This is a genomic window from Achromobacter sp. LC458 (assembly GCF_001005835.2).
Classification (GTDB): Bacteria; Pseudomonadota; Gammaproteobacteria; order Burkholderiales; family Burkholderiaceae_B; genus Achromobacter; species Achromobacter spanius_B.
In genome coordinates this window covers 50,498-74,200 of sequence record NZ_LBHW02000010.1, presented here as the reverse complement: position 1 = coordinate 74,200, position 23,703 = coordinate 50,498, and the positions used below count along the sequence as shown (strand labels likewise).

The following is a 23,703-nucleotide window of genomic DNA, read 5'->3' as shown; positions in this document are numbered from 1 at the left end:
AGTGGATTTGCCATGACGACATTTTTCGGAACGTTGAGCCGAGCCATCGCCGCTATCGCGCTCGTGTCCTCGCTGGGCGCTTGCGCCCTGTCTCCCGGTATGACCTTTAATTCCGGCCACCTTGTTGATCCCATGGACCCGAACTCCGTGGCGCCGATCAAGGAAATCACCCCCAGCCTGGTCGTCGACGACCTGCGCAACCGCCAGGCGTTGATCGATAACGATGGCGTCGAAAAGCTGGTCGGCAGCGTCGAGCCCTACCGCATCGGGCCGGGCGACATCCTTTCCATCGTGGTGTGGGACCACCCCGAACTCGTCCTTCCGACGCAAACCTATGCCATCGGGACTGGGGTGACCGAACTAGTCATGGGGGATACCGCCTCGGGCATACCGGGGTATACCGTCTCATCCACTGGATATATCCAATTTCCGTATACGGGACTGCTGAAAGTGGCGGGGTTGACGGAACTTCAGGCGCGCAATCTCATAGTCAATAGTTCCGGCAAGTACATCCAGGATCCGCAGATCACGGTACGCGTGCTGGGCTATCGAAGCAAGCGTGTCTACGTCGAAGGCGAAGTCAAGTTGCCGGGCACGGTTGCCATCAACGACATTCCGATGACTCTGCTCGAAGCGGTCAACCGCGCGGGTGGCTTGCTGCCCACCGCTGACCGCAGCGCCGTCTATGTCATTCGCGATGGCCGCCGTACCCGTGTGAACCTGCCCGCGCTGATCGAACGTGGCCAGGACTTGAATCAGGTCATGCTGAAGTCGGGCGACATCGTGCGCGTTACGCCGCGCGACGACAGCAAGATTTTCGTGATGGGTGAAGTGTTCTTGCCCACCACGGTCGTGATGCGCGATGGACGCATGTCGTTGACCGAGGCGCTGGGCATGGCGGGTGGCCCGAACCAGTTGACGGCCGACGCGTCGCAAGTGTTTGTGGTGCGCAGTACCGAGCAAGCGACGCCGCAGGTGTTCCACCTGAACGCCAAGTCGCCGCAAGCCCTGGCTGTTGGTGCGAAGTTTGAGTTGGAACCCAAAGACGTCGTGTTCGTGGATACGGCCGCGCTGGTGCGGTGGAACCGCTTCATCAGCAATCTGTTCCCGAGCGCGCAAACGGTACAGACCGTCAAGTCGATCAACTAGTCCGCCTTTCGGGCCTTCGGGCCCAAAACAACGCCTTTGGGGGCGCCGCATCCGCCGCGGCGCCCACGTCTGGAGAGCTGCATGTCGTTGCCCATCGAAGCATTCGAGCCGAACGTCCCGGCTCGCCAGCAGGAAACCCCGTTGTCCTCGCACGTGGACGCCATTATTTCGAATCGTTGGATGATCCTTGGGATCACCTTGCTCGCCCTTCTGGGCGCGCTGGCCTACGTGATGGTGACCCCATCCGTGTACTCGGCCGACATCATCGTGCAAGTCGAAGAGGAAATGCCTAACGGCCAGGCGCGCAGCCTGCTGGGCGACGTGTCCGCCATGTTCGACACCAAGGCAGAGACCTCGGGCGAAATGGAAGTGCTGCGTTCGCGCATGGTGGTGGGGCCGGCCGTCGACAAGTTCCTGTTGTACATCCACGCCAAGCCGCGTTATTTCCCCGTGGTGGGCGAATGGCTTGCGCAGCGCTATGAAGCGTTGCCGTATCCGTCCAGCCTGCCGCGCGGCGGCTATGCGTGGGGCGGCGAACAGATTGCGATCTCGCAGCTGGACGTGCCCAACGAATGGCTGGGCAAGCCGTTTCGCGTGACCACGCAAGGCGAGGGCCGCTACACGTTGACGGACAAGTTCACGGGCGCCACGTTCAGCGGCGCGGTGGGCAAGCCGGAACACTTCCTGTTGCCCGGCGGGGGCGCGATGGACGTGCATATCGACGCGTTGACGGGCCGGCCCGGCACCGAGTTCACGATCTCGCGCAGCTCGCGCCTGGCGGCGATCGAAAACGTGCAATCGCATCTGGGCATCTTTGAACGAGGCCGCGCATCGGGCGTGATCGGCGTCACGCTGGAAGGCAACGACCCGGCACTGACCACGGCCGTGCTGAACCAGATTGGCCAGGAATACGTGCAGCAGAACGTCAACCGCAAAGCGGCGCAGGCCGAGAAATCGCTGGGCTTTCTGGAACAGCAGCTGCCCATCCTGAAGGGCGAGCTGGACGCGGCCGAAACCAAGTACAACGCCTTGCGCAACAAGCGCGGCACCATCGACCTGTCCGAAGAAGCCAAGCTGATCCTGGCGCAGTCGGTGGACGCGCAGACCAAGGTGATGGAGCTGCGCTCCAAGCGCCAGGAACTGATCACGCGCTTTGCCCCCACGCACCCCAGCATCGTCGCCATCGATCGCCAGATCGCGTCGCTGTCGGGCGATGTCAGCCGCATCGGCAACAACATCAAGGCGCTGCCCGACCTGGAGCAGGACGTGGTGCGCCTGGTGCGTGATGTGCGCGTCAATACCGAGCTGTACACGGGTCTGCTGAACAACGCGCAGCAACTGCGGTTGATCCGCGCCGGCAAGGTCGGCAACGTGCGCATCCTGGATGCCGCTGTGCAACCGGACCGCCCCGTGCGCCCCAAGGCCGCGATCATCATCGGCGTGGCCACGGTCATCGGTTTGATCTTCGGCATGCTGTGCGCCTTTGTGCGCAACGCGCTGTTCGGCGGCCTGTCGGAACCCGACGACGTTGAACGCTACACGGGCCTGCCGGTGTTGGCCGCCATTCCGTACAGCGACATGCAGGACAAGCTGTGGCGCCGCAGCCGCCGCAAGAACGCGACGGTGCCCGCGCTGCTGGCGCAAAGCCAGGGCAACGCGCCACCTATCGAAAGCCTGCGATCGTTTCGCAACGTGTTGCAAGCCTCGCTGCGCCAGTCCGCCAACAACATGGTCATGTTCACCGGCCCGGTGGCGGGCGTGGGCAAGTCGTTCCTGTCGGCCAACTTTGCCTTCATCCAGGGCGGCGTGGGCAAGCGCGTGCTGCTGATCGACGCCGACTTCCGCAAGGGCCAGCTGAACCGCTATTTCGGCGTGCCCAAGGAAGACGGCTTGTTCGAAGTGCTGTCCGGCACGATTCCGCTGGCGCGCGTCAGAAAGCACAGCGTGTCCGAAGGCGTGGACTTCATCGCCACCGGCGCGGTCACTTTCGATCCGTCCGAGCTGCTGGCCTCGCCCGTGTTCGGCGCCACCTTGCGTGAGCTGTCCTCGCAGTACGACATGGTGATCCTGGACACGGCGCCGGTGTTGTCCTCGCCCGATGCGGCGGTGGTCGGCACGCATGCCGCCGCGGTGATGGTAGTGGTGCGCTCGGGCATGAACACCGTGGGCGAAATCCGTGAAACGGCCAAGCGCCTGATCCAGGCCGGCGCGCCGGTGGACGGCGTGCTGTTCAACGGCTTGAAACTGATGCCGGAGCGCTTTGGCTTCCGGTCCAAGTATGGGAATTATCGATACTCCCGTGCGGCGTATTACGGCGATTTCAAACAGAACGGTCCCAAGTAACGCCACCCGGAGAAACTGGCATGCACGGAACTTTTGGCTGGGATACCCCGCAAATTCTGGATGCGGTTTTCAAGGCTTACGACATACGCGGCACGGTGCCGGACGAAATTGACGCGCGCTTTGCGCACAGCCTGGGCATGGCGGCCGGCACCAAGGCGCGCGAGCTGGGGGCGCGGTCGATGGTGGTGGGGCGCGATGGCCGCTTGAGCAGCGTCGAGCTGGCGGCCGCGTTGCAGGCCGGGCTGCGTTCGGCCGGCATGCACGTCATTGACATCGGCATGGCCACCACGCCGATGGTGTATTTCGCCACACGCCTGATGGACACAGGCGCGGGCATTGCGGTCACGGGTAGCCATAACCCGCCGGCCCACAACGGTTTCAAGATCGTGCTGGACGGCGCGTCGCTGTACGGCGACGGCATCACCGCCTTGCGCGATGCGATGCGCCTGCCGATCGAATCGGCCAGCGTGTCCGGCGGACGCACGCAGATGCAGATCCAGCCCTGCTACGCGGCGCGCCTGGTGGGCGACATCCGCATGGCGCGTCCGATGAAGATCGCCATCGACTGCGGCAGCGGCGTGGCGGGCGCGGTGGCGCCGGCGCTGTTTCGCGCGCTGGGTTGCGAGGTCACCGAACTGTTTTGTGAGGTGGACGGCTCGTTTCCCGGCCATCACCCCGACCCGGCCGACCCGCAAAACCTGCAAGACCTGATTTATTGCCTGCGCTATTCCGATTGCGAGGTTGGGCTGGCGTTCGACGGCGACGGCGACCGGCTGGGCGTGGTGACAAAATCGGGACAGATCATCTGGCCGGACCGGCAGCTGATTTTGTTCGCCCGCGACGTGCTGTCCCGCAACCCCGGCGCGGAGGTCCTCTACGACGTGAAATGCAGCCGCCACGTGGCCCGCGCCATCTTCGAGGCCGGGGGCAAACCCACCATGTGCAAGACCGGGCATTCCCTCATCAAAGCCAAGATGCGCGAGTCGGGAGCGCTACTTGCTGGAGAGATGAGCGGTCACATGTTTTTCAAGGAGCGCTGGTACGGCTTTGACGATGGGATCTACGCCGCCGCCCGGCTGCTGGAGATCCTGTCCGCTGCGCCGGACCCGTCTGCCCTTCTTGAAGGCTTGCCGCAGTCCTGCGCGACCCCCGAAATCAAGCTGGACACCGCCGAAGGCGAACAGTTCGAACTGGTGAAGTTGCTGCGCGAGCAAGGGGAATTCCCCAGCGCGGTCTCCATCAACGATCTGGACGGCGTTCGGGTGGACTACGTCGATGGCTTTGGCCTGGCGCGTCCATCGAACACCACGCCGACGGTGGTTTTGCGTTTTGAAGGAGACACCGTGGCCGCACTGGCCCGGATCGAGGAGGATTTCCGCAACGCGTTCCGGCGCATTGCACCTCTCGTTCGTTTACCGTTCTAAGGAGCATCACGCGATGGGAAAGGCCAATTTTGCGATTGAGGCGTTAAGGGCGGATTCCGGCCTGGCGCAGAGCCCTGAGTGGCAGGCGTTCGCGCAGGCTGCCGAGGCCGCCGAACTTGACGCCAACACGCTTAAAGTCATTGAAGCTGCCGGTTTGTGCGTGGACCTGACCATGCAACGGCAATCGCCCGCGCTGGAAGCGGCCGCACTGAACCTGCTGCAAGCGCGCGGGCTGGCGGACGCCCGCCATGCGCTGTTCACGGGTGAACCCGTCAACTGGACCGAAGGCCGACCCGCCTGGCACACGGCCGTTCGCGCCGGGCGCACGCCCGAGCAACCGGACGGGCTGGACGCCGATTCCGTCTGCGAATATTCGCGCATGAGCGACTTCGTGCGCCGGGTGGACCAGACGGCAGATTTTTCAACCGTGCTCCATATTGGCATCGGCGGCAGCGACTGGGGCCCGCGCCTGGCGGTCCAGGCGTTTGGCGGACCCTCGCAACGCCGCCAGATCCGCTTCGTGTCCAACATCGACGGCCACGCCTTCCATGACGCGGTGGCGGGCCTGGACCCGCGCCGTTGCCTGGTGGTGATTTCGTCCAAGTCGTTCACCACGTCCGAAACCATGCACAACGCGCGCGCCGCGATTGCGTGGCTCAAGCAGGGTGGGGTGGCGGACGTGTCCGAGCACCTGGCGGCCGTTACCGCCAACGTGTCGGCCGCGCGCGCGCTGGGCGTGCCCGCCAGCCACACGTTCAAAATGTGCGACTGGGTAGGCGGCCGTTATTCCGTGTGGTCGGTGGCCGGCCTGTCGATTGCGCTGACCGTGGGCGCCGACGTGCTGATCGGCATGCGCGCGGGCGCCGAGGCGATGGACCAGCATTTCCAGAACGCCCCGTTCGCCGCGAACGCACCGATCCAGCTGGCCTTGGCCGGCTTGGTCAATTGCAGCGTGCTGGGCTACAACTCGCTGAACATTGCCGCGTACAGCGCGCGTCTGCTGCACCTGGTGACCTATTTGCAGCAGCTGGAAATGGAATCGCTGGGCAAGCGCGTGGCGGGTGATGGCACGGCGGTGGGCGTGCCCACGGCCCCGATCATCTGGGGCATGCCGGGCACCGACGGCCAGCACACGTTCTTCCAGTGGTTGCATCAAAGCGAAGACGGTGCGCCGGTGGACTTCATTGCCAGCCTGCAAGGCCACGCCGACAGCCCCGACGCCCATCGCCATCTGCTGGCCAACTGCCTGGCGCAGCGCCAGGCGTTGCTGCGCGGCAAGAACCTGGAGCAAGCGTTGCAGGACGTCGCGCACATCGACGATCAGGAAAAGGCGTTGAGCCTTGCCCAGCACATGGTGCACCCGGGCGGACGGCCGTCCACGCTGATCGTGCTGCGCCAGCTGGACCCGCGTGGCCTGGGCGCCTTGCTGGCCTTGTACGAACACAAGGTGTTCGTACAAAGCGTGGTGTGGGGCATCAACCCGTTCGACCAATTCGGCGTGGAACTGGGCAAGCGCCTGGCCACGGGCATCGACCGCGAACTGGCCGTGCCGGTGTCGGCCGGGGTGGTCGACTGGGGCCATGACGCGTCCACCTCGTACTGGATCGATCGCTATCGCAGCCACACGCAGGCGCCGCGTCCGCGCCATGCTTGGGTGCCGGGCGTGGCGGCGCATCTGTGACGAGCGCCGCCATGTCAGGCATGCACGTACTGGTGACGGGCGGGGCCGGCTACATCGGCACGCACACGCTGATTGCGATGCTGGCGGCGGGCCAGCGGCCGCTGGTGCTGGATAACTTCAGCAACGGCAGCCGCGAGGCCGTGCGCCGCGTCGAACGGCTTTGCGGCCAGCCGATAGCGCTGATAGAAGGCGATATCCGCACCCCCGGCCTGATCGAGCGCGTGCTGTCGGACGCCGCCGCGCGCGGGCAACCGGTGCAGGCGGTGTTGCACCTGGCCGGTTGCAAGGCCGTGGGCGAATCGGTGGCCGACCCGCTCAAGTACTACGACAACAACGTCACGGGTTCGATGGTGCTGCTGCGGGCCATGCGCGAGGCGGGCGTGTCCCGCCTGGTGTTCAGCTCGTCGGCCACCGTCTACGGTGAACCGCAATTCCTGCCGTTTACCGAAGCGCATCCGTTGACCCCGGCCAATCCGTATGGGCGCACCAAGCTGATGGTCGAGGAGATGCTGCGCGATGTCTGCACGGCCGACCCGTCGTTCAGCGCGGTCACGCTGCGCTACTTCAACCCGATCGGCGCGCATCCCAGCGGGCAGATCGGCGAAAGCCCGCGTGACCTGCCCAACAACCTGTTCCCGTATCTGACCCAGGTAGCGGTAGGCCGCCAGCCGTTCCTGCGCGTCTTCGGCAACGACTACGACACCGTCGATGGTACCGGCGTGCGCGACTACCTGCACGTCATGGACCTGGCGCAAGGGCACGTGCAGGCCCTGGCGTACGGCGCCGGCCAGAGCGGCTTTGTCGCCGTGAACCTGGGAACCGGGCACGGCACCAGCGTGCTGCAACTGGTGCGCGCCTTTGAAGCCGCCAGCGGTCTGCGCATACCCGTGCAGATCATGCCGCGCCGGCCGGGCGACGTGGCGCGCACCTGGGCGGACCCGTCGCTGGCCGAGTCGCTGCTGGGCTGGCGCAGCACGTACGACGTGGCGGCGATGTGCGCCGACGGCTGGCGCTGGCAGCAGGGCAATCCACAAGGCTACGAGGCGGACGACGCCAGCCAGGGCGTGCAGGCCGCCGTGGCATAACCCCTATGCCATATCGGAGGCCTGTTGAAAAAGGGGCGCCAGCGGTTACAGTTGACGGGACTATTGCGTAGCACCGTCAATGAGGCATTCCCATGTTTGACATCCATTCTCAGCCCGGGTCCACCCGCCCCGCCCAGGGGCAGTCGCGATGAACGGGCCCACCTACATTCCCCCCGCCCACTGGAATCTGGACAGCATCGTGTCTGGCTTGCGCGAAGCGCGCGTCGCCTGGCGCGGCCCGCGCGGCCGCCTGCGCGAAGATTCCGGCCTGCGCGAATTCCCGTCGCAGGAAAGCCTGCGCCAAATCATCAAGGACCTCTGCGGCGCCTTGTTCCCCATGCGGCTTGGCCCGATCGATCTGCGTGAAGAAGTCGAAGACTTCTACGTGGGCCACACCATTGGCGCCGCGCTGGACGCGCTGCTGCATCAGGTCTGTCTTGAACTGCAATACGTCGGCCGGCACGAACACGTCGACCCGGCCGAGACGCAGCGGCGCGCCATCGAAATCGTGCGCCAGTTCGGCGCCGAGCTGCCGCGCGTGCGCGCCGCGCTGGACCTGGACGTGACTGCCGCCTACCAGGGCGACCCGGCCGCGCACAGCGTGGACGAAGTGCTGCTGTGCTATCCCGGCGTGGCGGCAATGATCCACCACCGCCTGGCCAACGTGCTGTACCGGCTGAACGTGCCGATGCTGGCCCGCATCGTGGCGGAAATCGCGCACGCGGATACCGGCATCGACATCCACCCGGGCGCCACCATCGGCCGCAGCTTTTTCATCGATCACGGCACGGGGGTGGTCATCGGCGAAACGGCCATCATCGGCGACCGCGTGCGGCTCTATCAGATGGTGACGCTGGGCGCCAAGCGCTTTCCGCCCGGCGAAAACGGCGAGCTTAAAAAGGGCCTGCCGCGCCACCCGTTGATCGAGGACGACGTCGTCATCTACGCGGGCGCAACCATTCTGGGCCGCGTCACCATCGGCAAGGGCTCGACCATCGGCGGCAACGTCTGGCTGACGCGCAGCGTGCCGCCGGGCAGCAACGTCACGCAGGCCAGCCTGGTCAGCGACATGCCCGATTGTGGGCTGGGCGGCTGAACGCAGCTTAGGAATCAGGATGGACACCCAAGTCTCGGATCTGGCCGCGTTGCGCGGCTTTGTCGACCGCCACCCGCGGCTGTTCGTGCTGACGGGGGCGGGCGTCAGCACCGATTCCGGCATCCCCGACTACCGCGATACCGAAGGCGAATGGAAGCGCAAGCCGCCCATGACGCTGCAAACGTTCATGGGCGACGACCTGGCGCGCGCCCGCTACTGGGCGCGCAGCATGGTGGGCTGGCGTCGCTTTGGCCATGTTCAGCCGAACGAGTCGCATCGTGCCCTGGCGCGGCTGCAAGCGCGCGGCTTGATCACGGTGCTGGTCACGCAGAATGTGGACGGCCTGCACGAAGCGGCCGGCAGCCGCGACGTGGTGGACCTGCACGGCCGCCTGGACGAAGTGCGCTGCATGAATTGCGACTGGCGCGGTGGGCGTGCCGACTGGCAAGACCGCCTGCAAAACGGCAACCCCGCCTGGACGTCGCTGGATGCCACCGACGCGCCGGACGGCGACGCGGACCTGGAAGGCGAAGACTTTTCGCAATTCATCGTGCCGCCGTGCCCGCGCTGCGGCGGCATCGTCAAGCCCGACGTGGTGTTCTTTGGCGAAACGGTGCCGCGCGACCGGGTCGACCGCGCCAACGCCGGCCTGATGAGCGCCGATGCGGTGCTGGTCGTGGGCTCGTCCTTGATGGTGTATTCGGGCTACCGCTTCGTGACTGCCGCGTCACGCAACGGCATGCCGATCGCCGCCATCAACCTGGGCCGCACGCGTGCCGACAGCCTCTTGACCCTGAAGGTGGAACAACCTTGCGCGGTCGCGCTGGAAGCCTTGTAACACGGGTTTTCGGCGGCCGGTTTTTGACCGGTTTAAGCAAGTGCTTGTCCTGTAAGCGTTTTTTGACGCCGTTACAGACCTTTCCATAGGGTTGTCCACAGGAACTGTGGATAATTCCTAGGGAATACCCCTGGTCTTTCGATCATCCCCTGTCCGCGATGTCCACCGCTTCGCCCAGCAACGCGCGGCGGGCGGCGTGCCAGCTGCCGGCATCCGGGGCATACAGCAGGCCGCCGGTGCGGTGCGTGGGCTTGTAGGGCGATCCGTCAAAGCGCGCGGCGTAGCCGCCCGCCTCGCGGTGCAGCAGCCAGCCCGCGGCGTGGTCCCAGGCCGTCAGTTGGTTGTACAGCGCAACGTGGCAATGGCCGGCCGCCAACATGCGGTATTCGTGGGCCGCGCAGCGCAGCGACGCGGTACTGCCCAGGCGCGACAGGTGGCTGTTCACGGTGGTGCGCAGCGGCTCGGGCAGGGCGTCCGTCGAGATCAGGCCGTCCATGTCTTCCAGCGGCGCGGGGCCGGCGACGGTCAACGGCGCCCGGCGCCCGTTTTCGTATTCCATCCACGCCCCTTCACCCCGCACCGCCAGCGCGCTGTCGCGGTTGACCGGGTCGTAGATCACGCCCGCGATCACGTCGCCGCGATGGCAGGCGGCGATCATCATGCCGAACAGGGGCAGGCCCGCCACGTAGTTGCGGGTGCCGTCGATGGGGTCGATCAAAAAGGCCAGGTCGGCGTCGACCAGCATGTTCAGCAGCGAAGGGTTGCGCGCGGAGGCCTCTTCGCCGATGAGCACGGCGCCTGGGTACAGTTTGGACAGGCGCGCGCCGATCATGCGTTCGGCGGCCTCGTCCGCATCCGTGACGAGGTCGCGCGGTGAACTCTTGCCCCGCACGGCGCCTTCGGGCAGGTTGCGAAAGCGCGGCATGACTTCCACCAGGGCCGTTTCGGCCAGCACGGCGGCAAGCTTGCGGGTGTCGTCAAGGGTAAAGGTTCTGCTCATACGGATCCATTCAGGGAACGCGCAAATCTATCATGCCTGGGCGGCATTTGATCGCGTTTCGCAAGTGACTGGATTGAAAGGACTTTTCCGGGCTGTGCAGGACTTATCTGCCGGGTTGTCCACAGTTGTTGGGGATAAGCGGCGGGGATCGCCGCTTATCCCCGGTGCGCGGCGAGCGCCGCGCACCGGCCGGGGCCTCAGGCGCCCAGGTCCACGCACAGGTACTTGATTTCGAGGTATTCCTCGATGCCGTACTTGGAACCTTCGCGTCCCAGACCCGACTGCTTGACGCCGCCGAACGGGCCGACTTCGTTGGAGATCAGGCCGGTGTTGATGCCGACGATGCCGTATTCCAGCGCTTCGGACACGCGCCAGATGCGGGCGTAGTCGCGCGTGAAGAAGTACGCGGCCAAGCCGAAGATGGTGTCGTTGGCCATGCCGATGACTTCTTCTTCGGTTTCAAAGCGGAACAGCGGGGCCACCGGGCCGAAGGTTTCTTCGGTGGCAAAGCGCATCGATTGCGTCACGTCGCGCACCACGGTCGGTTCGAAGAACGTGCCGCCCAGCGCATGCGGCTTGCCGCCGGCAATGACCTTGGCGCCGTGCGAGGTGGCGTCGGCGATGTGCTCTTGCACCTTTTCGATGGCGTTCGTGTCAATCAGCGGGCCTTGCGTCACGCCGTCTTCAAAGCCGTCGCCGACCTTCATGGCGTTGACCTTGGCGACCAGGCGCGTGGCGATTTCCTCGTACACGCCGGCCTGCACGTAGATGCGGTTGGCGCACACGCAGGTCTGGCCGGCATTGCGGTACTTCGAGGCCAGGATGCCGTCAACCGCGCGGTCCAGGTCGGCGTCGTCGAACACGATGAACGGCGCGTTGCCGCCCAGTTCCAGCGACAGCTTCTTGATGGTGGGCGCGCATTGCTCCATCAGCGTGCGGCCCACTTCGGTGGAACCGGTGAAGCTCAGCTTGCGCACCACATCGCTTTCGCACAGCGCTGCGCCGATATCGCGCGAGCTGCCGGTGATGACGTGGAACACGCCTGCCGGAACGCCCGCTTCTTCGGCCAGCACGGCCAGCGCCAGCGCCGTCAGCGGCGTCTGCTGGGCGGGCTTGACCACCATCGTGCAGCCGGCGGCCAGTGCCGGACCGACCTTGCGCGTGATCATGGCGGCCGGGAAGTTCCACGGCGTAATGGCGGCGGTGACGCCAATGGGTTGCTTCAGCGCCAACAGGCGTTGGCCGGCCTTCGGGCTTTGCAGCACGTCGCCGTCGATGCGCTTGGCTTCTTCGGCAAACCATTCCAGGAACGATGCGGCGTAGGCGATTTCGCCCGCGGCCTCGGTCACCGGCTTGCCTTGCTCGGACGTCATGATGGCAGCCAGGTCCTGCTGGTTCTGCATCATCAGCTGCGACCACTTCAGCAGGATCGCGGCGCGTTCCTTGCCGGTCTTGGCGCTCCAGGCGGGCAGGGCGGCCTGCGCGCTGGCGATGGCCTGTTCGGTTTCCTTGCGGCCCAGCTTGGGCACGGACACGATGGTCTTACCGGTGGACGGGTTGTCAACCGGGATCGATGCGCCGTTGCCGGCGCCAACCCACTTGCCGTCGATGTAGCAGGCGTCGCGCAGCAGATCGGGGCGCGACAGGGGATGGGTCAATGCGGTCATTATTGAAGTCTCCTTGATTGGGATTCAACGGGGCCAAGGCAGCGAAAAAAGCGCAACAGTAATGCGCAGCGGGCGCGGCGGAAAGATCCGCAACGCCCGCAATCACCGTGCCTGTGGCCCAAGAACAGGGTTCAGGCCGTGAACGTTACGCTGCCAGTGCGTCGGACAAAATCGCCAGCGCGCGATCGAACTGCGCGTCGGGGATGGTCAGCGGGTACAGGAAACGCAGCACGTTGCCGTAAACGCCGCAGCTCAACAGGATAAGCCCTTGTTCCAGCGCGCGGGCCTGCACGCGCTTGACGGCTTCAGCGTCCGGCTTGCCGTTGGCGTCGTTCAGTTCCAGCGCCACCATCGAACCCAGGCCACGCACGTCGGCAATAGCCGGCACCTTGGCGCGCAGGCCTTCCAGGTGGGCGCGCAGCTTTTCGCCCAGCACGTTGGCGCGATCGCACAGCTTTTCTTCGGCAATCACGTCCAGCACAGCGTGGGCCGCGGCTACCGCCAGCGGGTTGCCGGCGTAGGTGCCGCCCAGGCCGCCCGCTGCCGGGCCGTCCATGACGTCGGCACGGCCGACCACGCCCGAGATCGGGAAGCCGCCGCCCAGGCTCTTGGCCATGGTGATCAGGTCGGCTTGCACCGAGTGGTGTTCCATGGCGTAGAGCTTGCCGGTGCGGCCAAAGCCCGTTTGCACTTCGTCGGCGATCAGCAGGATGCCGTGCTCGTCGCAGAGCTTGCGCAGCGCGCTCATCAGTTCGGGCGGGGTGATGTTGAAGCCGCCTTCGCCTTGCACCGGTTCAATGATGATCGCGGCGACGCGCTTGGGGTCGATGTCGCACTTGAACAGCAGGTCCAGCGCCTTGAGCGAATCGGCAACGGAGATCGACTGCGTGGCGTTGGGGAACGGCACGTGATAGATGTCGCCGGGCATCGGGCCGAACGACAGCTTGTACGGGGCAACCTTGCCGGTCAGCGCCATGCCCAGCATGGTGCGGCCATGGAACGAACCCGAGAACGCGATGACGCCCGAACGGCCCGTGGCCGAACGCGCGATCTTGATGGCGTTTTCAACGGCTTCGACGCCGGTGGTGAAGAAGGCGGTTTTCTTCAGGCCGTCGATGGGGGCCAGGCGGTTGATGCGTTCGGCCAGCGAGATGTAGCTTTCGTACGGAACGATCTGGTAGGCCGTGTGCGTGAAGTTGTCCAGCTGGGCGGCCACGGCGGCCTTGACCTTGGGGTGCAGGTGGCCGGTGTTGAGCACCGCGATGCCGCCCGCGAAATCGATGTATTCCTTGCCGTTGGCGTCCCACAGCGTGGCGTTCTCGGCGCGCACTGCGTAGAAGTCGCACATGACGCCAACGCCGCGCGGCGTGGCCAAAGAACGGCGGGTATTCAGGTCTTGATTCTTCATCTCAGCCTCGATGAACAGGGTGGGCGGGAAAAACCTTATTTAATGCTACGATGGCCCCATTTGTGGGAACCACTTTGATAAAACAGGTAGAACCAATTGCGGTCCATTGTAGGTGACTTGCTGCTGCTGCGTCTGGCGGACGGATCTAGCGAGCCCATGAACAAGCGCTTGTATCGCGGCATACGCGAAGCGATCCTGGATGGCGCTATCGCCGCCGACTCGCGTTTGCCTGCGTCGCGCGACCTGGCAACAGAGCTGGGCATTGCCCGCAATACCGTGGTCCACGTCTACAGCCAGTTGCTAGCCGAAGGCTATACGCGCAGCCGGCAGGGCAACGGCACATTCGTCAACGCGTCGGTGCCCGACTCTTACCTGGCCAGCGGCCGGCGCCTGCGCCAGCCCGCGCAAGCGCAACCGGGGCCCGCGCTGTCACCACGTGGCGCGGCCATTGTCGAAGGCGTGTCGGCCTCGCCCTACCAGTGGGGCGCGTTCATGCCCGGCGTGCCCGACCTGACCGAATTCCCCCACAAGAAATTTGGCCGCATCGTCAGCAATTTGTGGCGCAACCCGTCGCCCGATCTGTTGACCTATGCCTACGGCGGCGGCCTGCCGGCGCTGCGCGAAGCGCTGGCCCAGCATCTGGCGCTGACGCGTTCCATTGACTGCGACCCTGACCAGATCATCATCACCGAAGGCTCGCACCAGGCCATCGACCTGACGACGCGCATCCTGGGCGAAGCGGGTGAAACCGCCTGGGTCGAAGACCCCGGCTACTGGGGCGCGCGCACCATCTTGCAAGCCAACGGCCTGCACACCGTGCACCTGCCGGTGGACGAAGAGGGCATGCGCCTGCCCGAACCCGGCGGCACGCCGCCGCGCTTTATCTTCGTCACGCCATCGCACCAATATCCCTTGGGGCCGGTGATGTCGCTGGCGCGCCGCCGGCAATTGCTGGCCGTGGCGCGGCAAAGCGGCAGCTGGATCATCGAAGACGATTACGACAGCGAATTCCGCTTCTCGGGCCGCCCCATCGCCTCGTTGCTGGGCTTGGAGCCCGATGCGCCCGTCATCTATATGGGCACGTTCAGCAAGACGCTGTACCCCGGCCTGCGCGTGGGCTATCTGGTCTTGCCCAAGCCGCTGACCGCCGCGTTCCAGGCCGCGCACGCCGAGCTGTATCGCGAGGGCCATCTGATGACGCACGCGGCGCTGGCCACGTTCATTTCCGAAGGCCATTACGCCGCGCACATCCGTCGCATGCGCATGCTGTATGGGCGGCGCCGCGCGATGCTGGTCAACCTGATTGAACGCCGGCTGGGCCCGGACTGGCTGCACCGTGACGCCAGCATGGCAGGGTTGCATCTGGTGCTGACCTTGCCGCTGGACATGGACGACCTGCGCGTGGTGGATGTGGCGCGCAGCAAGGGCGTGCTGACCCGCGCGCTGTCGCGCTATTACGTCAATGCCGAAGGGCGGCGGCCCGGCCTGCTGCTGGGCTATGCCTGCGTGCCGGAAAACGATATTGCGCGCAAGTTCGAGGTGCTGCTGGAAAGCCTGGCCGACGTCGCCCGCAAGCCCGCGGCGGCTTGACCCGGTCCGCCTAGAAAAGCGGCAGCGCCGCGCCGAATGCCGCCGCGTTGCGCATGCCCTGGTCTTCGAAGTTGGTGTTGAAAACGGCATGCGCCTGGCTGCTTTGCGTGGCCAGCCGCGTGAAGCGTTCAACCAGTTCGGCAAGCTCCTGCTCGGTATATTCATATTGAAAGCGGCCCGACGACGCGCTGCCCGAGGCGTTCCATGCGTCGGCATTGCGGCCGTGCAGCCGCAGCAGCGTCAGATCGGGATGCGTGCTTTCCCAGATGGCGGGCACGGTATTTTCAAAGCCCTGCGGTGCGTCCACCACCGTGTGCACCACGCCCAGATCGCGTTCGAAAGCCAGCGTGTCGGCGATGGCGCCCGGGCTGTCGAACCAGCTGCGATGGCGAAATTCCACTGAAATCAAATGCTCTTGCATGCGCGCGGCGCAGTCGGCCACATGCGCGCGTCCCCGCGCGTCGCGCCGGATCCACGGGGGGAATTGAAAATGCACTGCGCCCAGCTTGCCTGGCATCCGCAGCGGTTCCAGCGCCAGCTGATAGCGGCGCCACATTTCATCGCGCAGGTCTTCGGGCATCTGGCGGTGGTAGATGATCGGGTCCGGCCAATCTTCCAGTTCGCGTGCGATGTCCCCGGGCAGGGCGGCCAGCGGCGTCTGGTGGCCGGTGAACAAGCGGAACGCCTTGATGTTGAAGACGAAGTCGTCCGGCGTGCGCTGCGCCCACAGATAGGCGTTGTTGGCCGACGGCAGCGCGTAGTAGCTGGAATCGATTTCCGCCATCGAAAAGCGCGACGCGTAAAAGCGCAGCCGCGCTTCGGCACCGCGCACGTCGGGCGGGTAAAACCGCCCGCAGGCGAGCAGGGTGGGGTCGGTCCAGGAGGCGGTGCCGGTCAGGATACGCATGGCAAAAGGGTGGCGGATGGGGCGCGGGGCAGGGCGACGACGCTGCTATGATAGCTGGATAAATAGCCAGTCATTTGGCCTACTTGCCGCCATGCCCGACCACGATCCTACTGCCAACACCCGCCCCGATCCCCTTGCCGATCTGAACCCTGCCCAGCGCGAAGCCGCCGAATTCGGCGTGCGACCGGGCTCAAGTTCGGGCTCAAGTTCGGCCGAAGACGCGGCGTTCGATGACGGCCCCCTGCTGGTGATTGCGGGGGCGGGATCGGGTAAGACCAATACGCTGGCGCACCGCGTGGCCCACCTGATCCTGAACGGCGCCGACCCCCAGCGCATGCTGCTGCTGACATTCTCGCGCCGCGCGGCACAGGAAATGGACCGGCGCGTGGGCTCGGTGCTGCAACGCGTGATGAACCTGCGCGGCTCGCAACAGGCGCCGTCGTTGCCTTGGGCAGGCACCTTCCACGCCATCGGCGCGCGGCTGCTGCGCGACTGCGCACTGCGCATCGGCCTGTCTGAAGCCTTCACCATCCACGATCGCGGCGACGCCGAAGACCTGATGGGCATGGTGCGGCATGAACAAGGCTTGTCATCCACCAAATCCCGTTTTCCCTTGAAGGGCACCTGCCTGGCGATTTATTCGCGCGTGGTCAATAGCCAGACGCCGGTGGCCGACGTGCTGAAAACGTCATTCCCCTGGTGCGCACAGTGGGAAGAGGAATTGAAGACGCTGTTTCGCGGCTATGTGGCCGCCAAGCAGGACCAGCAGGTGCTCGACTACGACGACCTGCTGCTGTATTGGTCCGAGATGATGACCGACCCGGGCATCGCCGCCGATGTCGGCGCGCGCTTCGACCACGTGCTGGTCGACGAATACCAGGACACGAACCGCCTGCAATCCGCCATTCTGCTGGCCATGAAGCCCGACGGGCGCGGCCTGACAGTGGTGGGCGATGACGCGCAATCCATCTATTCGTTCCGCGCCGCCACCGTGCGCAACATCCTGGATTTTCCGTCGCAGTTTCCCAAACCCGCCCGCGTCATCACGCTGGACCGCAACTACCGGTCGACCCAGCCCATCCTGAACGCATCGAACGCCGTGATCGGCCTGGCCACCGAACGCTACGCCAAAGACCTCTGGACCGATCGCGTCTCGTCGCAACTGCCCGAACTGGTCACCGTCAGCGACGAGGCCGGACAGGCGCGCTGGGTCGCCGACCAGGTGCTGGCGCAGCGCGAGGGCGGCGCCACGCTCAAGTCGCAAGCGGCGCTGTTCCGCACGGCCAGCCATAGCGCCGCGTTGGAACTGGAACTGACCCGGCGCAACATTCCTTTCGTCAAGTTTGGCGGCCTGCGCTTTCTGGAAGCCGCGCACGTCAAGGATCTGCTGTCGCTGTTGCGCTGGGCCGAGAACCCGCGCGGACGCATGGCGGGTTTTCGTGTCGCGCAGTTGATGCCCGGCATCGGCCCGGCCACCGCCGGCAAGCTGATGGACGCCATGGCGGCCAGCCCCGAACCGCTGCGCGCGCTGCGCGAGTTCAAGCCCGGCGCGGCGGCCCAACAGGAATGGGGCGCGTTCGCCGACACCTATGCGGCGCTGTGCGACCCGGGCCTGCGTTGGCCCGCCGACGTGGACCTGGCGCTGCGCTGGTACGCCGGCCAGCTTGAACGCCTGTACGACGACGCGCGGGTGCGCAAGACCGACCTGGACCAGCTGGTGCGGCTGGCGGCGGGCTACCCGTCGCGCGAACGCTTTTTGACCGAGCTGACCCTGGACCCGCCCGACGCCACCAGTGACGAATCCGGCGCGCCGTCGCGCGACGAGGACTACATGATCCTGTCCACCATCCACTCGGCCAAGGGCCAGGAATGGAAGGCTGTCTATGTGCTGAACGTGGTCGATGGCTGCATCCCGTCCGACATGAGCACCGGCACCGCCGAAGAGATCGAAGAAGAGCGGCGCCTGCTGTATGTGGCCATGACGCGCGCCAAGGAACGGCTGCAACTGATCGTGCCGCAGCGCTTTTACGTGCACCAGCAGACGGGCATGGGCGACCGCCACGTGTACGGTTCGCGCACGCGCTACATCACCAACGCCATGCTGCCGCTGTTTGAACACCTGCCTCGGCCGCCCGCGCTGGGCGACCTGCCTGCCGGCGCGCCGCCCAAAGAGGCGCAGGCCCCGGCCATCGACGTGACCCGGCGGGTGCGCAACCTGTTCTCATAGCCTGCGCTATCATCAGCCGATGCCATAAGTTGTGCCGCAGGGCTCGCATTGCCAAAGGGTATCCATGTCTGCTGAAGAGAATTTCGCCGACGTCCACAAGGGCGAGGTGGTGGCGTCCATCGCCTATGTGAACGGCCGCCGCGACCGCGAAGTGCCCATCGATGAAGTCGGCCAGCACATCGGCCGGTATAGCAGCCAGAACACCGACCAACTAGGCGGCCCATCAGACGGCAAATCAGGCGGGCAATCAGGCGGATTAAGCCCCGGCCAACCGCCCGGCATGCTGTGGATCGGCCTGCGCAACCCCACGCCCGAATTGCTGGCCCGTGTCACCGGTGAATTGGGCGCTTGTGGCAAGAACCAGGAAGAGATGCTTGAACCGCATCGGCGGCCCAAGATCATCGATTACGGCAACATGGTTCTTATCGTGACCATCACCGTCGAGGTCGAGGCCGAACGGCCTGTCTTCGGCGAAACCCAGCTCTTGATCGGCGACGGCTTTCTGGTCACCGTGCGGCGCGGCGCCACGGCGGCGCACAGCCCGCTGCGCGAACGCCTGGAAGCGTCGCCCGACCTGCTCAAGCGCGGCAGCGACTACGTGGCCTCCGAAGTGCTGGACTGGCTGGTCGACCGCTACGTGGCGGCGGCGGGCAAGATCGAAAGCGTGGTCGAAGGCGCCGAACAGAAATTGCTGATCCGTGGCGCCAAGGATTCCGATATCCGCAGGCTGTACCGCCAGCGCCGCGACTTGCTGCGCATTCATACCGTGGTGTCGCCGATGGCGGAAATATGCCGTCGGCTGGCGCGCGTCGAGATGTCGGCCGTGGACGAGCATGCTCGCCCGTACTTCGGCGAGGTCGCCGACCGCGTGCTGCGCGTGGACGAGCTGTTCAACGCGTTGCGCGAATCGCTGGCGTTCGCCTTCGAAGCCAGCCTCATGATCGGCCAGGCGGCGCAGAACGACACGACGCGCAAGCTGGCGTCCTGGGCCGCCATCCTGGCTGTGCCCACCGCGATTGCCGGCATCTATGGCATGAACTTCGAATTCATGCCGGAACTGAAGTCGCCCCTGGGCTATCCCATCACGCTGGGCGTCATCGCGTCGATCTGTTCGGTGTTGTACTGGCGGTTCCGCAAGTCCGGCTGGCTATGAAAGGCGGGCCGGGAACAGCGCGCAACGCAGGCCGACACGCCAGCCCGGGCGGCAGGGGCGGCGAGAGGTCCAGCAAGGCAAGCGACCGGGACATTTTCCGCACGGTCGATTAACGAAAAACCGGGCCGCCTGTGGCACACTTGCCGCGTTTCTTACCTGGAGGCCGGCCGGTGCGTGGCAAACCCCCATTTCGCGGCGGCGGCAAGCTGACCGCCCTGATCGTTGCCTTGATTCTTGCGGCGGCGGGCGCCATCGTCAATTGGCTACAGCCGTCGGGGCAGGGCGATTCGCCCCGCCCGTCACGTCCGCCCTCGGCCGATGGGCGCTCGCCTGCGGCCGACGGCATTCCGCCCGGCAGCTACACGCTGACCGGCGCGATCGTCAACGTGGCCGATGGCGACACCGTCACGCTGCGCGCGCGCGATGGCCAGCGCCGCATCCGCATGGACAGCATCGATGCGCCTGAAGAAGGCCACGGCGCCGACCAGCCCGGCCAACCCTTTGCCGAAGCGTCCCGCAAGAATCTTGCGGATCTGGTCGCCGGCAAGACGCTGACCGCCCAATGCTACGAACAAGATCAGTACGGCCGCGACGTCTGCGCGCTGATTCTGGATGACGGCCGCTCGGCCAACCGTTTGCAGGTGCAGTCCGGCTACGCCTGGGCCTACACCGCCAGGCGCGGCGATTACCTGCGCGACAAGGCCATGACGGGCTTGCAACGCCAAGCCCAGGACGCCAAGCGCGGCTTATGGGCCAAAGAAGGCGCCATGCAGCCCTGGAAATGGCGCTATGACTGCTGGCGCCAGCGCCAGTGCGGGTGATGAGCGGCGGTCGCCGCCCCGTGCACCCGCTAGGGCATGCCTGGGTACTGGCTGCGTCCCGCCTTTGCTATCCTCTGTCGCAACGTTTTGAAGGGAAGGTTTCCATGCTTGCAATGAAGCGGCTCAGGGCGACAGCCATGCTGATGTTGCTGGCGCTGGCGGGCTGCTCTCAAGAAAGCCCCATCAACAGCCCGTATCCGTCCGGCGCCGAAAGCCAGAACACGCTTTATTCCGCGTTTGTCCAGCGTTCGCCCAAATACCTGGACCCGGCAAGCTCTTATTCCGGCGACGAAACCCCTTATACCTACAACATCTACGAGCCGTTGTACGGGTATCACTACCTGAAGCGGCCGTACGAGCTGGTGCCACGCGCCGCGCAGTCCATTGATCCGCCGCAGTATCTGGACGCCCAGGGCAAGCCCTTGCCCGCCGATGCGCCGGGCGAACAAATCGCCGAAAGCATCTACGACATCAAGATACGCCCGGGCGTGCGCTACCAGCCGCACCCCGCGTTCGCCCGCAAGACCGACGGCAGCTACGACTACTTCCCGATTTCCGAAGACGACCTCAAAGACAAGTACTACATCCCCGATTTTCCGCGCACCGGCACGCGCGAACTCACGGCGGACGACTACGTCTATGCGTTTCGCCGGCTGGCGAGCCCGCGCGTGGTGTCGCCCATCTATTCGGTGATGGCGGACCACGTGGTAGGCATGCAGGAATACGGCGACCGGCTGCGCAAACGCGACCGGGACTTGCGCCGCGATCTGCCCGGCGGTGGCGCCGCCTCGTGGCTGGACCTGCGCGACGCCGACGGCTTTACCGGCATCCAGGCGCTGGACCCGCACACGCTGCGCATTCGCGTCAAAGGCAAGTACCCGCAGTTCAAATACTGGCTGGCCATGACCTTCACGGCGCCCATCCCCTGGGAGGCCGACCGCTTCTACAGCCAGCCGGGCATGGCCGCGCATGACCTGTCGTTGAACACCTGGCCGGTCGGCACCGGCCCGTACATGATGGCGGAATCGTTGCAGAACCGTCGCCACGTGCTGGTGCGCAACCCCAACTTCCACGGCGAAGCCTACCCCTGCGAGGGCGCACCCGGCGACAAGGAAGCCGGCATGCTGGCCGACTGCGGCAAGCCCACGCCCTTTATCGACCGCGCCGTGTTCAGCCTGGAAAAAGAAGCCATCCCGCTGATCGGCAAATTCATGCAGGGCTATTACGACGTGCCGCAAATCGAACGCGGCGAATACGGCGTGGCCATGCTGGTGGCGGCGGGCGACAGCCAGGACAAGGCCAAGCAGTACCGCGAACACGGCATCCGCCTGCCCACCACGGTGGAAACCGCCAACTGGTACATGGGCTTTAACTGGCTGGACCCGGTGGTGGGCAAGGGCGACACGCCCGAGCAGGCGGAAAAGAACCGCAAGCTGCGCCAAGCCATCAGCATCGTGTTCGACTGGGAAGAATTCGTCACCGTGTTTGAAAACGATCAGGCGTCCGTGGCCCAAGGCCCGGTGCCTCCCGGCGTGCTGGGCTACCGCGATCCGCCTGAGGGCGTGAACCCGGTGGTCTACGACCTGGTTGACGGCAAGCCCGTGCGCAAGTCCGTCGACGTGGCCAAGCGGCTCTTGGCCGAGGCCGGTTACCCCGACGGCCGCAACGCCAAGACCGGCGCGCCGCTGGTGCTGTATTACGACGCCATGCAGGGCGGCGGGTCGAACCCGCGCTTTGACTGGATGCGCCGGCAGATGGCCAAGATCGGCGTGCAGCTGGACGTGCGTTCCACCGACTACAACCGCTTCCAGGACAAGATGACGCGCGGCGCCGCGCAGATCTTCCTGTGGGGCTGGAACGCGGATTACCCCGACGCCGAAAACTTCCTGTTCCTGCTGTACGGCCCCAACGCCAAAGCGCGTGGGGGCGGCGAGAACGCGGCCAACTACCAAAGCCCGGAATTCGACAAGCTGTTCGAACAGATGAAGTTCCTGGACGACGGCCCCCAGAAAGAACAGCTGATCGCCAAGATGGTGGCGGTGGTGCAGCGGGATGCGCCGTGGATGTTCGGCTATTTCCCGATGTCGGGCGGCGCCTATCAGCAGTGGGTCGGCAACGCCAAGCCCACGCAGATGGTGCGCAACACGCTGCAATACATGAAGATCGATCCCGCGCTGCGCCAGCAGAAGATCGATGAATGGAACGTCCCAAGATGGTGGCCGATCGGCCTGTTCGTGCTGCTGTTGGCGCTGGCGATCTGGCCTTCGTACGTGGCGCTCAAGCGCCGCGAACGCCAGACCGCCTTCGGCCCGGCGGTCCGCAAGGAGCATCAATCATGATCGGCTATGTGATTCGCCGGCTGCTGTATGGCGTGCTGATCCTGATCGGCGTCAACCTGTTCACCTTCATCCTGTTCTTTGCCGTGAACACGCCCGACGATATGGCGCGCCTGGCCATCGGCGGGCAGCGCGCCAGCCAGGACGCGGTGGAAAAATGGAAGGTCGAACGCGGCTACGACAAGCCGCTGTTCTTCAACGAGCGCGCGCAAGGCACGGCGCAACTGACCGACACCATCTTCTACCAGCGCTCGGTGCCGCTGCTGGCCATGGAATTCGGCGCATCGGACAGCGGGCGCGACATCGGCCGCGAGATCCAGACGCGCATGGGCCCCAGCCTGGCGCTGGCCGTGCCCACCTTCATCCTGGGGTTGTTCGTCAGCATCGTGTTTTCGTTGACGCTGGTGTATTTTCGCGCCACGCGGCTGGACTTTTGGGGCGTCGTGGTGTGCGTGCTGCTGCTGTCCATTTCCAGCCTGTTCTACATCATCGCGGGGCAGTGGGTGTTCGCCAAGCTGATGCGGCTGGTGCCGTTCTCGGGGTTTTCGGGCGGGCTGGACGTGGTCAAGTTCCTGGCGCTGCCGGTGCTGATCGCCATCGTGTCGCGGCTGGGTCCCGAGGCGCGCTTCTACCGCACGCTGTTCCTGGAAGAGATCGGCAAGGACTACGTGCGCACCGCGCGCGCCAAGGGCCTGGCCGAACGCGTCGTGCTGTTTCGCCACGTGCTGCGCAACGCGATGCTGCCCATCCTGACCAGCACGGTGGCCGCCTTGCCGCTGCTGTTCATGGGCAGCCTGATCGCCGAGTCTTTCTTCGGCATCCCGGGCCTGGGCAGCTACACCATCGACGCCATCAACGCGCAGGACTTTTCCGTGGTGCGCGCCATGGTGTTCCTGGGCGCCGCGCTCTATATCGTGGGGCTGATCCTGGCCGACATTTCCTACACGCTGGCTGACCCCCGCGTTCGATTCGAGTAGC

General features: G+C 65.4%; 17 protein-coding genes. 13 read left to right on the top strand and 4 right to left on the bottom strand.

The genetic code is table 11. The annotated features are described in order from the left end of the window. The first annotated feature begins 12 nt into the window (after nt 1–12). From YH64_RS10895 to YH64_RS10865, 7 genes are all read left to right on the top strand, one after another. Nucleotides 13–1,149, top strand: a complete 1,137-nt coding sequence (locus tag YH64_RS10895; RefSeq protein ID WP_046804111.1) for a polysaccharide biosynthesis/export family protein — start codon at nt 13–15, stop codon at nt 1,147–1,149. 81 nt (nt 1,150–1,230) lie between these two features. Beyond that, entirely contained in the window at nt 1,231–3,492 is a 2,262-nt protein-coding gene (locus YH64_RS10890) for a GNVR domain-containing protein (RefSeq protein WP_046804110.1), read from the top strand. Between the two features lie 20 nt (nt 3,493–3,512). After that, nucleotides 3,513–4,916, top strand: coding sequence for a phosphomannomutase/phosphoglucomutase (locus tag YH64_RS10885; RefSeq protein WP_046804109.1), 1,404 nt, complete (start codon nt 3,513–3,515; stop codon nt 4,914–4,916). A 13-nt stretch (nt 4,917–4,929) separates the two neighbouring features. After that, on the top strand, nt 4,930–6,597 hold the full coding sequence (gene pgi, locus YH64_RS10880) for a glucose-6-phosphate isomerase (protein WP_046804108.1): 1,668 nt from the start codon (nt 4,930–4,932) through the stop codon (nt 6,595–6,597). An 11-nt stretch (nt 6,598–6,608) separates the two neighbouring features. Then, nucleotides 6,609–7,682, top strand: coding sequence for a UDP-glucose 4-epimerase GalE (gene galE, locus YH64_RS10875; RefSeq protein ID WP_082134426.1), 1,074 nt, complete (start codon nt 6,609–6,611; stop codon nt 7,680–7,682). Nucleotides 7,683–7,830: 148 nt separating this feature from the next. Further along, complete coding sequence (epsC, locus tag YH64_RS10870) at nt 7,831–8,778, top strand: serine O-acetyltransferase EpsC (RefSeq protein ID WP_046804107.1); 948 nt, start codon at nt 7,831–7,833, stop codon at nt 8,776–8,778. A 19-nt stretch (nt 8,779–8,797) separates the two neighbouring features. After that, on the top strand, nt 8,798–9,616 hold the full coding sequence (locus YH64_RS10865) for an NAD-dependent protein deacetylase (RefSeq protein WP_046804106.1): 819 nt from the start codon (nt 8,798–8,800) through the stop codon (nt 9,614–9,616). A gap of 142 nt (nt 9,617–9,758) precedes the next feature. Here the strand turns inward: YH64_RS10865 and YH64_RS10860 are convergent, their stop codons facing one another. The 3 genes from YH64_RS10860 to YH64_RS10850 all read right to left on the bottom strand — a co-directional run bounded on the left by YH64_RS10860 (nt 9,759) and on the right by YH64_RS10850 (nt 13,691). After that, on the bottom strand, nt 9,759–10,616 hold the full coding sequence (locus YH64_RS10860; RefSeq protein WP_046804105.1) for an inositol monophosphatase family protein: 858 nt from the start codon (nt 10,614–10,616) through the stop codon (nt 9,759–9,761). Between the two features lie 197 nt (nt 10,617–10,813). Then, entirely contained in the window at nt 10,814–12,283 is a 1,470-nt protein-coding gene (locus YH64_RS10855; RefSeq protein ID WP_046804104.1) for an NAD-dependent succinate-semialdehyde dehydrogenase, read from the bottom strand. Nucleotides 12,284–12,428: 145 nt separating this feature from the next. Then, nucleotides 12,429–13,691 (bottom strand): 4-aminobutyrate--2-oxoglutarate transaminase, encoded by a 1,263-nt coding sequence (locus YH64_RS10850; RefSeq protein ID WP_046804103.1) that lies wholly within the window; start codon nt 13,689–13,691, stop codon nt 12,429–12,431. A 96-nt stretch (nt 13,692–13,787) separates the two neighbouring features. Here YH64_RS10850 and YH64_RS10845 point away from each other — a divergent pair, with 96 nt between their 5' ends. Further along, complete coding sequence (locus tag YH64_RS10845; protein ID WP_370512735.1) at nt 13,788–15,281, top strand: PLP-dependent aminotransferase family protein; 1,494 nt, start codon at nt 13,788–13,790, stop codon at nt 15,279–15,281. 10 nt (nt 15,282–15,291) lie between these two features. Here YH64_RS10845 and YH64_RS10840 read toward each other — a convergent pair whose 3' ends face one another. Further along, entirely contained in the window at nt 15,292–16,188 is an 897-nt protein-coding gene (locus YH64_RS10840; RefSeq protein ID WP_046804102.1) for a DUF72 domain-containing protein, read from the bottom strand. Between the two features lie 91 nt (nt 16,189–16,279). Here YH64_RS10840 and YH64_RS10835 point away from each other — a divergent pair, with 91 nt between their 5' ends. From YH64_RS10835 to YH64_RS10815, 5 genes are all read left to right on the top strand, one after another. Beyond that, nucleotides 16,280–18,415, top strand: coding sequence for an ATP-dependent helicase (locus YH64_RS10835; RefSeq protein ID WP_046804101.1), 2,136 nt, complete (start codon nt 16,280–16,282; stop codon nt 18,413–18,415). Between the two features lie 64 nt (nt 18,416–18,479). Next, nucleotides 18,480–19,568 (top strand): magnesium and cobalt transport protein CorA, encoded by a 1,089-nt coding sequence (locus tag YH64_RS10830; RefSeq protein ID WP_046804100.1) that lies wholly within the window; start codon nt 18,480–18,482, stop codon nt 19,566–19,568. A gap of 170 nt (nt 19,569–19,738) precedes the next feature. Further along, complete coding sequence (locus YH64_RS10825; protein ID WP_046804099.1) at nt 19,739–20,389, top strand: thermonuclease family protein; 651 nt, start codon at nt 19,739–19,741, stop codon at nt 20,387–20,389. Between the two features lie 104 nt (nt 20,390–20,493). Then, nucleotides 20,494–22,728, top strand: coding sequence for an ABC transporter substrate-binding protein (locus YH64_RS10820; protein WP_046804098.1), 2,235 nt, complete (start codon nt 20,494–20,496; stop codon nt 22,726–22,728). After that, entirely contained in the window at nt 22,725–23,702 is a 978-nt protein-coding gene (locus YH64_RS10815; RefSeq protein WP_104144273.1) for an ABC transporter permease, read from the top strand. Before YH64_RS10820 ends, YH64_RS10815 begins: the two co-directional genes overlap by 4 nt. The last annotated feature ends 1 nt before the right edge of the window (nt 23,703 follow it).

Coding starts and splice junctions, on each gene's coding strand:
- YH64_RS10895 (WP_046804111.1), top strand. CDS start 13: ATGACGACATTTTTCGGAACGTTGAGCCGAGCCATCGCCGCTATCGCG.
- YH64_RS10890 (WP_046804110.1), top strand. CDS start 1,231: ATGTCGTTGCCCATCGAAGCATTCGAGCCGAACGTCCCGGCTCGCCAG.
- YH64_RS10885 (WP_046804109.1), top strand. CDS start 3,513: ATGCACGGAACTTTTGGCTGGGATACCCCGCAAATTCTGGATGCGGTT.
- pgi (WP_046804108.1), top strand. CDS start 4,930: ATGGGAAAGGCCAATTTTGCGATTGAGGCGTTAAGGGCGGATTCCGGC.
- galE (WP_082134426.1), top strand. CDS start 6,609: ATGTCAGGCATGCACGTACTGGTGACGGGCGGGGCCGGCTACATCGGC.
- epsC (WP_046804107.1), top strand. CDS start 7,831: ATGAACGGGCCCACCTACATTCCCCCCGCCCACTGGAATCTGGACAGC.
- YH64_RS10865 (WP_046804106.1), top strand. CDS start 8,798: ATGGACACCCAAGTCTCGGATCTGGCCGCGTTGCGCGGCTTTGTCGAC.
- YH64_RS10860 (WP_046804105.1), bottom strand. CDS start 10,616: ATGAGCAGAACCTTTACCCTTGACGACACCCGCAAGCTTGCCGCCGTG.
- YH64_RS10855 (WP_046804104.1), bottom strand. CDS start 12,283: ATGACCGCATTGACCCATCCCCTGTCGCGCCCCGATCTGCTGCGCGAC.
- YH64_RS10850 (WP_046804103.1), bottom strand. CDS start 13,691: ATGAAGAATCAAGACCTGAATACCCGCCGTTCTTTGGCCACGCCGCGC.
- YH64_RS10840 (WP_046804102.1), bottom strand. CDS start 16,188: ATGCGTATCCTGACCGGCACCGCCTCCTGGACCGACCCCACCCTGCTC.
- YH64_RS10835 (WP_046804101.1), top strand. CDS start 16,280: ATGCCCGACCACGATCCTACTGCCAACACCCGCCCCGATCCCCTTGCC.
- YH64_RS10830 (WP_046804100.1), top strand. CDS start 18,480: ATGTCTGCTGAAGAGAATTTCGCCGACGTCCACAAGGGCGAGGTGGTG.
- YH64_RS10820 (WP_046804098.1), top strand. CDS start 20,494: ATGCTTGCAATGAAGCGGCTCAGGGCGACAGCCATGCTGATGTTGCTG.
- YH64_RS10815 (WP_104144273.1), top strand. CDS start 22,725: ATGATCGGCTATGTGATTCGCCGGCTGCTGTATGGCGTGCTGATCCTG.